At 54.7% G+C, this 14,339-nt stretch carries 18 protein-coding genes; 12 read left to right on the plus strand and 6 right to left on the minus strand.

The window, feature by feature from the left end; genetic code table 11:
- From ybeY to lnt, 3 genes are all read left to right on the plus strand, one after another.
- The coding region (gene ybeY, locus B1757_RS03060; protein WP_253253679.1) for an rRNA maturation RNase YbeY at positions 1–483 on the plus strand (483 nt) is incomplete at its 5' end.
- Complete coding sequence (locus tag B1757_RS03065) at positions 476–1,351, plus strand: CorC family transporter (protein WP_101536925.1); 876 nt, start codon at positions 476–478, stop codon at positions 1,349–1,351. The genes ybeY and B1757_RS03065, both read left to right, overlap by 8 nt.
- The gene (gene lnt / locus B1757_RS03070; RefSeq protein WP_101536926.1) at positions 1,348–2,868 is read left to right on the plus strand and encodes an apolipoprotein N-acyltransferase; all 1,521 of its coding nucleotides are present in this window, start codon (positions 1,348–1,350) and stop codon (positions 2,866–2,868) included. The genes B1757_RS03065 and lnt overlap by 4 nt, the downstream gene beginning before the upstream one ends.
- Here lnt and pmbA read toward each other — a convergent pair.
- Complete coding sequence (pmbA, locus tag B1757_RS03075) at positions 2,837–4,183, minus strand: metalloprotease PmbA (RefSeq protein ID WP_101536927.1); 1,347 nt, start codon at positions 4,181–4,183, stop codon at positions 2,837–2,839. The two genes, lnt and pmbA, sit on opposite strands and share 32 nt — an antisense overlap.
- A gap of 144 nt (positions 4,184–4,327) precedes the next feature.
- On the opposite strand from pmbA, the gene B1757_RS03080 reads away from it, so the two are divergent.
- Together B1757_RS03080 and bfr are read left to right on the plus strand one after the other, a co-directional pair.
- On the plus strand, positions 4,328–4,555 hold the full coding sequence (locus B1757_RS03080) for a bacterioferritin-associated ferredoxin (RefSeq protein WP_101536928.1): 228 nt from the start codon (positions 4,328–4,330) through the stop codon (positions 4,553–4,555).
- Positions 4,556–4,644: 89 nt separating this feature from the next.
- A complete protein-coding gene (bfr, locus tag B1757_RS03085) occupies positions 4,645–5,133 on the plus strand; it encodes a bacterioferritin (protein ID WP_101536929.1) in 489 nt (162 codons plus the stop codon).
- Here the strand turns inward: bfr and B1757_RS03090 are convergent.
- The 3 genes from B1757_RS03090 to B1757_RS15700 are packed head-to-tail and all read right to left on the minus strand — an operon-like array spanning position 5,130 to position 6,571.
- Positions 5,130–5,807, minus strand: coding sequence for a DUF1826 domain-containing protein (locus tag B1757_RS03090; protein ID WP_101536930.1), 678 nt, complete (start codon positions 5,805–5,807; stop codon positions 5,130–5,132). The genes bfr and B1757_RS03090 overlap by 4 nt on opposite strands.
- 9 nt (positions 5,808–5,816) lie before the next feature.
- Positions 5,817–6,125: a GTP-binding protein gene (locus tag B1757_RS15985; protein ID WP_368233153.1), complete on the minus strand. Its 309-nt coding sequence runs from the start codon at positions 6,123–6,125 to the stop codon at positions 5,817–5,819.
- On the minus strand, positions 6,107–6,571 hold the full coding sequence (locus B1757_RS15700) for a GTP-binding protein (protein WP_253253680.1): 465 nt from the start codon (positions 6,569–6,571) through the stop codon (positions 6,107–6,109). The genes B1757_RS15985 and B1757_RS15700 overlap by 19 nt, the downstream gene beginning before the upstream one ends.
- Before the next feature lie 271 nt (positions 6,572–6,842).
- Here B1757_RS15700 and B1757_RS03100 point away from each other — a divergent pair, with 271 nt between their 5' ends.
- Positions 6,843–7,112: a hypothetical protein gene (locus B1757_RS03100; RefSeq protein ID WP_101536931.1), complete on the plus strand. Its 270-nt coding sequence runs from the start codon at positions 6,843–6,845 to the stop codon at positions 7,110–7,112.
- A 339-nt stretch (positions 7,113–7,451) separates the two neighbouring features.
- The gene (locus B1757_RS15325; protein ID WP_172437575.1) at positions 7,452–7,628 is read left to right on the plus strand and encodes a hypothetical protein; all 177 of its coding nucleotides are present in this window, start codon (positions 7,452–7,454) and stop codon (positions 7,626–7,628) included.
- A gap of 92 nt (positions 7,629–7,720) precedes the next feature.
- Here the strand turns inward: B1757_RS15325 and B1757_RS03110 are convergent, their stop codons facing one another.
- The gene (locus tag B1757_RS03110; RefSeq protein WP_101536933.1) at positions 7,721–8,926 is read right to left on the minus strand and encodes a carbohydrate porin; all 1,206 of its coding nucleotides are present in this window, start codon (positions 8,924–8,926) and stop codon (positions 7,721–7,723) included.
- Positions 8,927–9,096: 170 nt separating this feature from the next.
- Between B1757_RS03110 and B1757_RS03115 the strand changes: the two genes are divergently transcribed.
- Genes B1757_RS03115 through B1757_RS03130 form a run of 4 tightly spaced genes read left to right on the plus strand, consistent with a single transcriptional unit; the run spans position 9,097 to position 12,586 of the window.
- Entirely contained in the window at positions 9,097–10,053 is a 957-nt protein-coding gene (locus B1757_RS03115) for a metal ABC transporter solute-binding protein, Zn/Mn family (protein ID WP_101536934.1), read from the plus strand.
- Between the two features lie 4 nt (positions 10,054–10,057).
- The gene (locus tag B1757_RS03120) at positions 10,058–10,873 is read left to right on the plus strand and encodes a metal ABC transporter ATP-binding protein (protein ID WP_101536935.1); all 816 of its coding nucleotides are present in this window, start codon (positions 10,058–10,060) and stop codon (positions 10,871–10,873) included.
- 10 nt (positions 10,874–10,883) lie between these two features.
- Positions 10,884–11,765, plus strand: coding sequence for a metal ABC transporter permease (locus tag B1757_RS03125; protein WP_101536936.1), 882 nt, complete (start codon positions 10,884–10,886; stop codon positions 11,763–11,765).
- Positions 11,766–11,767: 2 nt separating this feature from the next.
- The gene (locus B1757_RS03130; RefSeq protein ID WP_101536937.1) at positions 11,768–12,586 is read left to right on the plus strand and encodes a metal ABC transporter permease; all 819 of its coding nucleotides are present in this window, start codon (positions 11,768–11,770) and stop codon (positions 12,584–12,586) included.
- Between the two features lie 25 nt (positions 12,587–12,611).
- Here B1757_RS03130 and B1757_RS03135 read toward each other — a convergent pair whose 3' ends face one another.
- Complete coding sequence (locus tag B1757_RS03135; RefSeq protein ID WP_101536938.1) at positions 12,612–13,460, minus strand: helix-turn-helix transcriptional regulator; 849 nt, start codon at positions 13,458–13,460, stop codon at positions 12,612–12,614.
- 117 nt (positions 13,461–13,577) lie between these two features.
- On the opposite strand from B1757_RS03135, the gene B1757_RS03140 reads away from it, so the two are divergent.
- The gene (locus tag B1757_RS03140; protein ID WP_101536939.1) at positions 13,578–14,339 is read left to right on the plus strand and encodes a class I SAM-dependent methyltransferase; all 762 of its coding nucleotides are present in this window, start codon (positions 13,578–13,580) and stop codon (positions 14,337–14,339) included.

The raw sequence follows: 14,339 nt of genomic DNA on the forward strand, positions 1-14,339 counted from the left end.
CGCATGGCTGTGGATGCGACGGTGACTGAGGCCGCTATTCCCTCTCGTCATCTGGCCCGTGATGCCATTCTTCGCGCGCTGACGGTATCGTCACCGCGACTGACAGACGCGCAACGACGCATGGTAGAAATATCCTTGGCTCTGGTGAGCAACGAAGAAATGACCGCCTTGAATGGCCAATACCGGCAACGCCAGCAGCCGACCAACTGCCTCTCTTTCCCTCAGGACCCTCTGCCTCCGGTATTCCGCCGTGATCTGCTCGGCGATATTGTCATTGCCCCCCTGGTGGTCGCCAAGGAGGCGGCAGAGCAGGGCAAACCTCTGCTGCATCATTATCGTCATTTGCTGATTCACAGTACCTTGCATCTCCTGGGCTTTGATCATATCGAGGAGCAGGAAGCGTTGGTTATGGAACAACTGGAAACCCGATTACTGGCTGAAATGGGTGTGGCCGACCCTTACCTGAACCACATACATGAGTGAAGATCGAAGTACCCAGGAGCGCCCGCGCAGTTGGTGGGCGCGTTTTACCCAGTCCCTGCGCGGTAATGTTGAAGATCAGGATAGTCTGCTGGATCTGGTCCGGGAGGCAGGCGAAAGACAGGTGATAGACGCCGAAGCGGCGCGCATGGTGGACGGTATTTTCCGGATGGGTGAATTGACGGTGCGCGATGTGATGATTCCCCGCGCCCAGATGGAAGTGATCGAAATGGATATGGCCATGCCGGAGATCATCGCCCGGGTTTCGGAAGTCGGCCACTCGCGTTTTCCGGTAGTGGGCGAGGACCGGGACGACGTGCGCGGTATTCTCCTGGCCAAGGATTTGTTGCAAGCCTGTCGCGCCGATACCCCCATGCCGCGACTGGCTGATCTGCTGCGGCCGGCGACCTTCATTCCCGAAAGCAAGCATCTCGATCATTTGCTCTACGAATTCCGTACTGGGCGCCATCACATGGCCGTGGTGGTGGATGAGTACGGTGGGGTGGCCGGACTGATCACCATTGAGGACGTGCTGGAAATCATCGTCGGTGAAATCGAGGACGAATATGACATTGATGAAGATGTCATGATAGCCTCACGGGAGGATGGTGATTTTCTGGTGAATGCCCTGATCGCCCTGGAAGACTTTAATGCCCATTTTGGCGCCCACCTTGCCGATGGTCATGCCGATACCCTGGGCGGTTGGGTGGCTACCCGTCTGGGCCATGTGCCGAGGGTGGGCGAGGTGATTGAGGAGGGAAATTTGCGACTGGAAGTACTCAGAGCAGATCGGCGGCGGGTGCAAATTGTTCGGGTATCCCCACCCCGGAGTGCTGCCTTGCCGGAACTGTCTGAGCAGGAGCGCCCATGACCCAGGCCGCAGCCCGGACCCTGGTATTTCCTCTGCGGCTTCTGGCCGCATTAATTTTGGGTGGCCTTTGGCCTCTGGCTTTTGCCCCTTTCAATGCCTGGTATCTGGCTATCGTTCTGCTGTTCGGCCTGTTCTGGCTGGCTGTCACTACGGAGCGTCCCCGCCGCGCGGCTGCCCTGGGGTATGCCTTCGGTTTCGGGGCTTTTTGCAGCGGAGTCAGCTGGATTTCCATCACTCTGCATAATTTTGCCCACATGGACTGGGTGCTGGCCGGTGGTGCTGTCGCTTTGCTGGCCGCTTACTGTGCCATCTATCCGGCTTTGGCCTTGTGGCTGGCGACCCGATTTTTTCGCGACAATATCCGCCTGCTGGTATTGCCCGTACTCTGGATATTCGCCGAGTGGTCCCGGGCCCGCCTGTTCACCGGTTTCCCTTGGCTGGCCACCGGTTACACCCAGACACATGTATTTCTGGGTGGGTTCGCGTCCTGGTTGGGCCAATACGGCGTAGGTCTCGCCACAGCTGCTTTTGCGGCCATTTTGCTATGGATTTTGCGGGAGTCCCGGTCCCGGCAGGTGTTGCTCGGTGGGGTGTCGGCCCTGCTGCTGCTTTCCGGTCTGGCGCTGGCGGCGGGCTCAGTGCGTTTTACTCATCCCACCGGGCAGAAGCTGCGGGTCAGCTTGCTGCAAGGCGATATCCCCATTACGGAAAAATGGAACAATGCCGCCATCGGCCATATTCTTCATCATTATGTGCAATTGATTTTGCAGGTGCCTAAAAATAGCCAGCTCATTGTGTTGCCAGAGACGGCATTCCCCGTTTTTCAGACGGAAATCCCCGGTCTCATCAGCCAGTTGCAGGAATGGTCTGCGCAAAATCACAAAACACTGATTATTGGCATTCCCGAAGCGGCGGGCGGAAAATATTATAATGCCGCCATGGAGATTGATGGCCATGCGCCCCTGCGCTGGTATCAGAAAGAACATCTGGTACCTTTTGGCGAGTATATTCCCTTACCGCAGCTATTAGGTCCTCTGGTGCACCATTTCCTGCCGGGTCTGGGAAGCTTTTCCTTCGGGCATGGCCCCTATGTCCTGCCCGTAGACGGACAAAAAGCGGGTATGACCATTTGTTATGAAGAATCCTTTTCCCGGGATGTGCGCAAGGGCGTCGGCGAAGGGGCGACTTTCCTGCTCAATATCAGTGATTATGCCTGGTATGGACATAGTATTGCCGCTGCCCAGAGTATGCAGATGGCGGCCATGCAGTCACGCCAGCAACAAAAGCCCGATGTGCGCGATACCAATACCGGCATCACCACACTGATTTCACCCGACGGCCAGATACGCACCCAACTCCCGCAATTTGTGACCGGCACCCTGAATGGTGCCGTACAGCCCATGGCGGGCGAAACGCCCTATGGCCGTTGGGGAAGTCTGCCTTACTTGTTGCTGAGTGGGTTATGGGTACTGCTGGCGCTGGGGCTTACTCGCCGGCAATCATCATCTCGTCAATGAGGATGGAGGCACAACCGGTGTTGCCGTGGGTGAGCAGATCGTTTCCGACCATCTGCAGGCCCTTGAACATGGCTTGCAAGCTACCGGCGATGGTGATTTCTTCCACCGGATATTGAATCTCGCCATTTTCCACCCAGAAACCGGCGGCTCCGCGTGAGTAGTCGCCAGTAACCATGTTGATACCAAAGCCAATCAGTTCGGTGACCAGCAGGCCACGGCCCATTTCCCGGATCATTTCCTGCAGAGAATGACTGCCAGGTTCCAGAGTCAGATTGTGAACACCCCCGGCATTGCCGGTGGTCGGCATGTTTAACTTGCGGCCGCTGTAACTGTCGAGAATATAGCCCTGCAGCACGCCCGCCGCGATGATGTCGCGATTGCGGGTGGCTACGCCTTCTGCATCAAAGCTGGCACTGCCCAGTCCGCGTTGACGCAGGGGTTCTTCATAAATACGAATATATTCCGGAAACAGGGTCTTGCCGAGGCTGTCTACCAGAAAAGAGCTTTGCCGATAGAGGCTGCCGCCGCTGATGGCGCTGGCCAGATGCCCGAGAATGCTGGAAGCTACCTGATTCTCAAAAATCACCGGTACTTTGGTGGTGGGAATCTTGCGGGCATCCAGGCGCCGCAGAGCCCGCTCTGCAGCTGTCTTACCGATATTTTCCGGGCTGTCCAGGGCGGCAGCGTCGCGGGCGACGTCGTACCAATAGTCTCTCTGCATACCACCTTTCAGGTCTTCAGCGATGACGGAGCAGGACAGGCTATGTCGGGACCCTTGTCTCTGCCCGACAAACCCCAGACTGTTAGCATACACTGAAAGTCCTTCACTGCTCCCCAGACTGCCCCCCTCGGAGTTGTGAATGCGGGGATCACTGTCCCGCGCTGCGGCCTCACAGCGTCGTGCCAGATCAGCGGCCGTGTCAGCATCTATGGACCAGGGGTGATAAAGATCCAGGTCCGGAAATTCCCGCGCAAACAGCGCCGGATCTGCCAGTCCGGAAAAAGGATCCGCCGCTGTATGACGGGCAATCGTCAGTGCCGCCTCGACGGTTTCGGAGAGAGCCTTGCGGGAAAAATCCGAAGTGGAGGCGCTGCCTTTGGACTGCCCCAGATAAACGGTCACGCCCATACCCTTGTCCTGGTTGTACTCAATGGATTCCACCTCACCCAGGCGGACCGTGACGGACAGTCCCTTACCGGTGCTGGCAGCCGCTTCTGCAGCGCTGGCACCTTGTTTGCGGGCAAGCGCCAGAATGTCCTCACTGATCTGACAAAGCGTTTCGGCATTTAGAGTGGAATGGGGGGCTTGGCTCATGAATGGTATCTCGCTCGAATGAAAGAATCTAACCATCTTACTCTCAAGCCTTCCGCAGGAGAAAGTGCGAGATAGAGTGAATGTTATTGACATGTATTATCATTTGCGTTTGAATGAGGCGGTTGACTTTTTGTGAGGCTTGCCATGTACGTGTGCGTGTGTAACGGTGTGACTGAGCGAGATATTCATCAGGCGGTGTGCGAAGGTGCCTGTTCCATGCGGGATTTGCGCCAACAGTTGGGTGTGGCTTCCCAGTGTGGTCGCTGTGCGACTTGTGCCAAAGCAATTCTGGACCAGGAAATACAGCATGCTCAGGTCACACTTTATCCTCTAGGTCAGCATCCGCAGCGCAATTTCAAACAGGCGATCTGATGCATTGTCGCATGGGGATTCGCAGGTGTTGATGGTTAAGCTAAAGTTTTTTCTGTTTTTTACATGAATTATTCAATCAGGAGCGTGGCATGAAAGGCGACAAAAAAGTTATACAGTTGTTGAATAAAGCATTGGCCATTGAGTTGACGGCTATCAATCAATATTTTCTGCATGCTCGCATGTACAAAAACTGGGGGCTGTTTGCTTTGGGTAAGCATGAATATGCGGAATCCATTGAAGAAATGCAGCATGCCGACAAACTGATCGAACGTATATTGTTTCTGGACGGCTTACCCAATCTGCAGGACCTGAATAAATTGCTCATCGGCGAAAATGTGGCTGAATGCCTGGCTTGTGATTTGAAACTGGAAGAAGCTGGCCGCGCCCATTATGTAGAGGCCATTCATTATTGCGAATCGGTCAAAGACTACGTCTCGCGCGAGATTCTCGTCGAAATTCAGGAGCAGACCGAAGAGCATATTGACTGGCTGGAAACCCACATTGATCTGATTGACAAAATGGGGTTACCCAATTTTATGCAAACAGCCTCGGGTCCTCTGGGCGGCGGGGCCGATTAATCATTCCAAAGCGCATCCAGAGAAAGTGCTATGCGCTTTTTCTGTGTGCCAACCAAGTCAGGGGAGCGATGTATGATTCCCTTTCCGGTGTTCCTCTTTCCGTCGTTATTTACCCAGGCATCTCCTTTCAGCAGGGTAATGGCAAATACGGGGACCTCGCCGATACCACGAGGATCGCGAATCAGCCCGGATTCCAGGTCCGCCAGTCCTCGAGATCCCTCTCCCAGCTTGCTGCGATCCGCAGCATCATTTCGCAGCCATTGTGTGCCCGATCCTTGCCAGGTGCACAGCATACGGATACCAGTATGATCAACGTGGAACCTTGGACACATAGCCCGATCGAGGACCATAAGACGGAGCGCAATGCCGTCACAGCCCGTTAGATCGAAGTAAATTTTCATCAGAAAATGTATGTCATCCAGCAGAAACTTGCGGCCGGGCAAGTCGGGTAGCAGTCCTGCAGGAAAAAGCGTGCCACGGTTAAAGGATTGTCGAATTCCGTTGCCCAGATCATTTTCGGCGGCATCCAGATAATCCAGTATTTCCCGTTGTTGGGATCTCTGCAGTATGCACAGTTGTACATCCGTATCGAAAATCCCAACAAGATCGGCAAGTTGGGCTACGAACAGTATTTCATCGGTTCCTGCACCTTGTTGGAGTATGGCTTGCGACATGGAAGCTCCTCACCATTCCGGAAATGGGTCAACAAAAACATTCCATACTGACTGACCCTGCTGCCACTCCTCATCGTTGAGCAAACAATCGGTCAGAGATTGACGGGTATTGTTTTCATCCATGTTTTGTCCAATAAAAACCAGTTCCTGGCGGCGGTCGCCCCATTCTCCCTGAAAGTGTTTTTCAATGCCTTGGCGCTCTTCCGAATCATTTGGCCAGTACTTTCTGGGTGTGGCGGCCCACCACTGTCCAGCTGCCTGATGTCGGAAAATTCCCCCGGCCTGAGACCAGAGCCCAGCTATTGAGCGTCGGCGTATTCACGGAGAAAGTTATAAGCATCCACGACCGTCACCATGGTATCCAGGCGAGCCAACTGTGAGAGTGAGCTGCCTTTTTCGTCCGCAAACGTGAAGGTTTCGGCGACGGGCAGAGGTTCAGAGATTCCAGTGGATTCAATCACCAATTGGTCAAAACGCCCTTCCTTTGCCAATAAGGCCACTTCCTGAAGCAAATCTTCCCGGAGTGTGCAACAGATGCAGCCATTGGACATTTCAACGATTTTTTCTTCGGTGCGCGATAGCTGCGCTCCCCCTTCACGGACCAAGGCGGCATCAATATTGATTTCACTCATGTCGTTGACAATAACAGCAACACGCCGGCCTTCCCGGTTGTCCAGAATATAATTGAGGAGTGTGGTTTTGCCGGCGCCGAGAAAACCCGACAACACCGTGACGGGAAGAGGGTTGGTGGGGGATTGAGACATGGTGAATCCTCGCAGGGTAACTGAAACGATATGCTGTTATATGCAACAAAGTTGCATATAACAGCATGGGAATCCTGTGCAGGTCAAGTGAGGAGAATACAAAGCCCCTCTTTTTTGCCAAAGTCGCGACCAGTCTCCGACCCAGCAGCCAGCCTGGAACCATTCGCATCGGAAACTGACATTATTCGTATTGACTACGCAAATGATAATCGTTTACATTAATAATCGGTAGTTGCAATGTTTTGTCCATAGAGCTTTCAAGGAGACGAATATGCTGAAAGATGTACTCGCCCATGTGCGCCAATATCCGGGTATCACTCTGGAATCGTTGATGGATTTACATGCTGCCGATGCGGAGTACATGTCCGCTTTGCTGGCTAAACTCACCAGAAATGGGCATTTGATGGCGATAGAAACCGGCTGTGCAGAAAGTGGCCGTTGTCGGGAAGGCGGCCATAATCCCTCTCGCATCTGCTTTTTTTGTTCGGCTGTGGATAAGGCCAGCCTGGAATATAGCCAGGCTGTGACCTTGCATTCCTGAACTATGTCGGTCGGGAATCATTGGAAACCTGACCTGCAAAATAACTATTTTTTCGCGACGTGCCAACATATGGCGATTGGTAGCCTTTATGAGGCTACCTTTTTAATGGCCCAGGAGTGTAACGGATTTTATCTTAGGCTGTCCGGGTTGGGGCGCTTGGCTCCCAGCAATGGGCAATTTCATGACACACGCATGATATTACAGTCAGTAGTAAGGAAAGGCTATAATTAAAATCGCGCTGCTCTGGCTGAATTTCTATTTTGTTCCTGGCCTTGCAAAGAATATGATTAACGATGCTTTCATTCGACATCAGGAGATCGATCAATGGATATGCATTCAATGAGCATGCAGGCGATGACCAGCAGCATGCATGCTATTTCTGATGGGCAAACCGCTGCAGGGATTATCGTGACAGGCTTGATTGCCTTTTCTTTTTTTGGGCTGGCTGCGGCGCTGTTCATGCGTGCTGCGCGCGCCGAGGCAAAAAAGGAAGCACAAGAGGCAAGCAAGCACTAAAAGCAGGGATACTGTTGTGAACCCTGTTGTTTGGTTGCTTGATCAAGCAGCACCTCGCAGTTGGCTGCCAGGCGCTGCCCCCAGTTTAGTGTTCAACCCTGCAAATGATAGTGCCAACCCAGTCGGATAATAGCGACGAAGGCATTGGGGATGGTGTTCCCTGGCCCATTAGCACCGGGATTGACGATATATTGCAGGTCGGGCTGGATATAAAAGTCCTTGAACACGGGTTGTTTGAAGTTCACTTCCAGGCTGGTTTCTGCAGCCCCCATATTCGAACCGGTTTGGCGTTGCCAGGCACGGTCCATGCCCAGACTGAGCGTTGAGCCGGGTGAATCCGGAATGAAATGCCGCAGCCGTAGTCCCGCACCCAGATAGGCATTCACTGGTGAAACGACTGCGGTATTGGGGGCTCCGCCACCTTGCAGGAAGATCCCCCAGTTCATCTGATCGGCTTTCCAACGATACTCGGCGGTACCGTAAAAACCGCCCTGACTGGCAGAAGCACCGATGCCAATATTTTGTGTGAGGTAAGGGCCGTAAATGTGATTGTAATAGCCCCCGGCCTTGAGCATCGCCGTGCCAGGACCGATGGGAATGCTTTGATCGACTTCACCATAATACATCATGCCATCTCTGCCCCAGGGAGCACGGAAGGGGTGGACGCCATCCGCATCAAATGCGCCGACCAACACGGTGGTGTTTCCCCAGCTCGCTGAAGCCATGACGCCGAGACTGGAGTAGGGATAAGTGGGGGTGAAGGGAATGTTGGCGGTAATAGTGGGATATATCCCGTAAGAGGCGTTGAACAGCTCTCCGGCGACTCCGGTGACATTGAAGTAGTCATTAGGATTGATCAAACCCAGTCGTAACGTATAGTTCCCAAGATTTTGCCGATAATATGCCTTGTAGAGCCGAGCGATATGTGGGTACGGCGTGGTGAGATTGGATACACCTTGCAGGTCACCGACATACAGGCCATCGGGGTTTCCGCTATCGGCAGCCAGCCCTTCGACGACAAAAAGACCCCCCTGCCACCATCCCGCTTTACCGGTGTGCAAGGCGAGTCCTCCTTTCCAGAGCCCTGTGGCAGTTGTCCCGGTGCGGATGCCGCCACTCAGATTGGCTATTCCCTCTACCTGGCCATGCATGACCAGCGAAATACCACGCCACCAGTATTGATGGGCTTCTTCGGGAATGGATTGTCCTGAGCTGGCTGCCCAGGCAGGGGTGATGCCAGCAAAAAACAGCATCGCACCCAGTAAAAGAGGGCGGTAACGGTGTTGCGGTTGAGACATGCTTTCTCCCGAGAAGTCAGTTTAAAAAGGATTCATGGTTATTGGTGGTATGTGTCTTGACAGTCTGAACTGCGTTTACTAATCTGCAACTGTGTTGCATATAAATATGACGCAGTCATGCAGCGCAATCAAGCCCCATAACGCTGCCCAATATCTCAGGGAGAAGTACCATGCATTATACCGAACTTGAAAAAACAATCTCTGCGCGTCAGCCGAAGCTACATATTTCGCTTAGGCCGTCGCTGCTATCCGTCCTGACCCTCTTATTGGGTCTGGGAACCGCCCAGTTGGCCGCCGCCAGCACTATTCATGCAGTAGGTGTCGAAAATCAATATGCCAATGTGATCAGTCAAATTGGCGGAAAGTATGTGCAGGTAAGTGCCATTGAGAGTAATCCCAACACCGATCCCCATACTTTTGAAGCCAGCCCTGCGGTGGCCCGGGAAATTGCGGCGGCTCAGCTGGTGGTCCGTAATGGTGTTGGTTATGACAGCTGGGCCAAAAAAATCCTGGCAGCTGATCCCAATCCCAAGCGCCAGGTGATTGTGGTTCAGAATCTGCTGCATTTGCCGGACAGTACCAGAAACCCCCATCTCTGGTACAAGCCGGAAACCATGCCCGCAGTGGTCAAGGCTGTTGCGGCAAGCCTGAGTACGTTGGATCCAGCGCACAAGGCTTATTTTGATGCCAACGTCCAGAAGTTCGATGCTTCGCTACAGCCCTGGTACGCAGCTATCGCTAGTTTCAAGGCCCAATATCCCAATACGCCGGTAGCCGTCACCGAGCCGGTAGCTGATTATATGCTGCAGGCGGCAGGCTGTGATCTCAAAACTCCCTGGAATCTCCAGGCAGACATCATGAACGGAACGGATCCGGCCCCTCAGGATGTGAGTATTCAGAATCAGCTGTTCAAGACCCATCAGGTCAAGGTTTTTCTCTATAACCAGCAGGTTACAGACTCCCTGACGGCGTCTTTTCTTCATAATGCCAAGGCGGCACATATTCCTGTGGTAGGCGTTTATGAAACCATGCCAACGGGTTACACTTATCAATCCTGGATGCTGGCAGAGGTGAAAGCTTTGCGGGCAGCGCTGGAGCATGGCCAATCTACGACAGTGTTGAAATAATATCTTGACCAATCAAAGAGCTATTCTAGCGGTCGCCGATCTCTCTGTGGATCTGGGCGGCCGCAGTATTTTACGGGATGTCAGTTTTGATCTGCATCCGGGGCAGCTTTGCGCCCTGATTGGCGAAAACGGGGCGGGCAAGACGACCTTGTTGCGGACCTTGCTGGGTCTGATCAGTCAACGTACGGGTACGGTCATGATAGACGGAGAAGCCCCCCGGAAGCACCGCGCTTTGGTGGGTTATGTTCCCCAGAAAATTACTTTTGACCCGGATTTGCCTTTGCGTACCCGGGATCTGGTGCGTTTGGGACTGGATGGCCATCGTCTCGGTTTGCCCCTCTGGAATACCCGCACCCATGCTGCTGTCGATGCGGCATTGCAGGCGGTGGGTGCAGAAGACTTTGCGGATCGGCGGGTCGGCGAGCTGTCGGGAGGACAACAGCAGCGAGCGGTGATTGCCCATGCCCTGGTCCGTAAGCCGCGCTTGCTGATTCTGGATGAACCCTTGGCGAATCTGGATTTTGGCAGTGCCAACGCCCTGGTGGATCTGCTGGGGAAGTTGATCGCTCAGCAGCAGATGACTGTGCTGGTCACTGCCCATGATATGAATCCCCTGATTCCCGTGATGGATCGACTGGTCTATCTGGTGGATGGTCGGGCGGCAACGGGTAAGGTTGCCGAGGTGGTCCAACCTGAAGTGCTGAGCAAGCTCTATGGTTATCCGGTGTCGGTTCTGAGGCATGGCGGGCGCATTCTGGTTTTGCCCGATGCACCGGAAAATGCCGATGTGGCCAACCTGAATCGATGTGCAGGCCATTGAGTATGAGCACATGTGGGCATTTTTAAGCAGTCAGCCGGTGCAGACGGCACTGATCGTCGGTACCTGTGCGGCCCTGGTCAGTGCCCTGATCGGGGTTTTTACGGTGCTGCGCGGCAACGCCTTTGCCGGCCATGCTCTGGCAGATGTCAGCAGTGCGGGCGGAGCGGCTTCGTTCTTGCTGGGCATCAGTCCCTTGTTGGGTTTTCTCGGTATGGCCTGGATCGCGGCCTTCGGTATGGAATTTCTCGGGGTGCGTAAAGCGCGGGAAAGAGATCTGGCGACGGGTGTCGTGCTGGGTGCCGGCCTGGGGCTGTCCGCCCTGTTTTTATACCTGGATGTCACTACGACGAGTACCACCGGGGCTACGGTATCGGTGATGTTCGGTTCTTTGTTTGCCATTTCCAGGGGGCTGATCTGGCCCGCCATTCTGGCGGTGCTAGCGGTTTTTGCTCTGGTCGGGGGGTTTTACCGTCCGTTGATATTGACCGCCGTGGATCCGGATCTGGCGACTTTACGCGGAGTTTCGCCGCGTTGGATGGGGCTCCTGCAGTTGCTCGTTTTAGGGTTGGCGGTGGCCGTGTGTGCATTGGCTATTGGCGCGGTTCTGGCTACCGCGCTGCTGATTGGTCCTGCCGGAGCGGCGATTCGTCTGAGCCGACGTCCTCTCCAGGCGATTGTCTGGGCGATGCTCATGGCTCTGGCGGCGGTGTGGATGGGTATCTGGATGGCGTATGAAAGTTATTACTGGTTTTCCGGGAATGCCTGGCCCGTCAGTTTTTTTGTCGTGGCACTGATTTTTCTGTTTTATCTGCTGGCCATGCTCGGTTCGGCTCAGCAGCGGAAATTTCGCTACCGGGCAGCGACGGCTCTGCCCGGAATCCAGGAGTCCTGAGCATGTTTTCCAGTTTCATGATCAATACCTGGATCGCCGGTACGGCTATCGCCCTGGTGGCAGCTTTTGTGGGTTATTTTGTGGTGATCCGGCGCTCGGCTTTTGCCGCTCATGCCTTGCCTCTGGGGGCGTTTCCGGGGGCCGCTGCCGCCAATTTACTGGGTGTCAATCCGTTTGTCGGGTTGCTGATATTTGTAGGCATAGGGATGCTGCTGCTGCGGCAACTGGCGCGGATGGGCCGCCGTGATGTCGGTACCGGACTGTTACTGGTACTTTTTCTAGGTGTTGGTGCCCTGTTTCTGAGTATGACCAATGAATATGCACCCGAAGTATTTTCCCTGCTATTTGGGGAGATGCTGGGCGTCAGCAAGGCCGATTTGTGGCCCATACTGGGAATTTGTGCCGTCGTGTCAGTGCTCATGATCACGATTTATCAACCCTTGTTACTGGATTCCAGTTTTCCGGATCTGGCTGCGTTACAGGGTATTTCTGGGGCGCGTATGGATCTGTTGTTTTTGAGCCTGCTGGCGCTGGTCACCGCTTCGGCTTTGCCGGTGGTGGGCGCTTTTCTGGTGTTTACCTTGCTGGTCGGACCACCGGCGGCCGCCCAGGCACTCAGCAGGCATCCCCTGCGCAGTTTGCTGCTCGCCGTTGTTTTTGCCGAATGCAGCATTTGGTTGGCCATTGCCCTGTCCTACTGGAGCAACTGGCCCATTGGTTTTTTTGTTGGCATGATCGGCGCTGGACTATTTACCCTGGCGCGCAGCTATCGTTCCTGGAGTCAGCGGCAGCGCGGCGCAAGGCGGGTGGCTGTACCCTGATCTCACGCTGGAAACCATAGGCTATCTAGCTGCTTTGCCCATCGCCCAAAGCTTTGCCGGTGATCATTTCTGACCCCGCATTTTCGTGCGCGCAGGGTAGCAATATCACCAATTTCAAATCGGTATGGGCGGCCGGCAGCAGGGTGTTCTGTTCATAAGTGACCCGCCCCAGCAAGGGATGCTGAAAGACCCGCAGGCCGCCCTCTCTTTCTACCACGTCCTGAGCCGACCAGAGAACAGCAAATGTCGGACTCTGGCTTTGCAGTTGGGTGATGCGACGCATCATCTCGGGGTCGTCCAAATGTTTACCTACGTCGGCACGAAATTCGGCCACCAGACGCCGGCAGCGGCTTTCCCAATCTTCCACAAAGTGCCGGGCGTTGGGGTGAAGCAATAAAAATTCCAGCAGATTGGGGAGTTTTTCTCCGGAAACCGGGCTCGCGGGTAACCAGTCGAGAAAATGCGCGGTTGCAGCCGCATTCCAGGCGCTGGCATTCCAGTAGCGGTCGAGGATGTAGGCGGGATATTGCAGGGTGTGCAGGATATGTAGCAGGGACGGCGGTATAACCGAGGGGCGTGGTTCAGCCTGAGGGTCGGTCTTGCCTGCCAGATGAAACAGATGCTGGCGTTCGGCGTGGGAAAGTTGCAAGACTTCGCCGAGACGATCCAGGGTGGGCAAGGAGGGGCGCACTGGCCGCCCCTGTTCAATCCAGGTGATCCAGGTAGCGCTGACGCCAGAGAGCATGGCCAGTTCTTCGCGCCGCAAGCCGCTGGTCCGGCGGCGTCCGGAAGCGCTCAATCCGGCCTGCAGGGGCGTGATTTTTTCGCGATGGCGGCGAATGAATGTCCCCAGTGCCAGGGGATCACCAGACATGATAAGAATCCTTGTTGCGCAGCATGATGGTAGTGATTATACCAGTATAATGACTCATATTGTCCCAGTTTGATGTCCTGCGTATGATTCTTCATCCATTACGGAGAATTCACCACCATGAACCATCAGCAAAAACTCGTAGAGCAGCAATTCGGTGTGGCGGCGACGGATTATCTGCAGAGTCCCGCCCATGCTCAGGGTGCGGATTTGCAGCGGCTGCGTCAGGAGTTTGCCGGACAGGGCGCCTTGCGGATACTGGACCTGGGCTGCGGCGCGGGACATGCCAGTTTTGCCCTGGCCGATGTGGTGGGAGAAGTGCTTGCCGTAGATCTGTCTGCCGAGATGTTGCGGGTCGTGGCTGAACAATCCCGGCAACGCGGGCTGAACAATATTCATACTGCACAGCAGGCGGCAGAATCCTTGCCCTTCGCGGACGGCAGTTTTAATGGCATTGTAACCCGCTTTTCTGCGCACCATTGGGCCGACCTGCCCGCAGCCCTTCGGGAAATGCGGCGTGTCCTCCATCCCGGTGGAAAATGTGTCATCATTGACGTATGTGCACCGGAAAATCCACTGGCGGATACTTTTTTGCAGACGGTGGAACTTTTGCGTGATCCTTCCCATGTCCGCGATTATCGGGTTTCAGAGTGGGAGAGGATGTTGACGGCTGCCAGATGGCGGGTGCGGGATCAGGATACCTGGAAGCTGCCGTTGGATTTTGTCAGCTGGATCGCGCGGATGCGCTGTCCGGAAGAACGGGTGGCCGCCATCCAGAGTGTGTGGGGCAGAGCTCCGGCGGAGGTGATTGCCCACTTTGCCGTGCAGCCTAACCAGAATTTCGCTTTGGATGTATGCTGGATGACGGCATTGCCCGTATGA

The organism is Acidithiobacillus marinus (assembly GCF_002847505.1).
In the GTDB taxonomy this organism is placed as follows: Bacteria; Pseudomonadota; Gammaproteobacteria; order Acidithiobacillales; family Acidithiobacillaceae; genus Acidithiobacillus; species Acidithiobacillus marinus.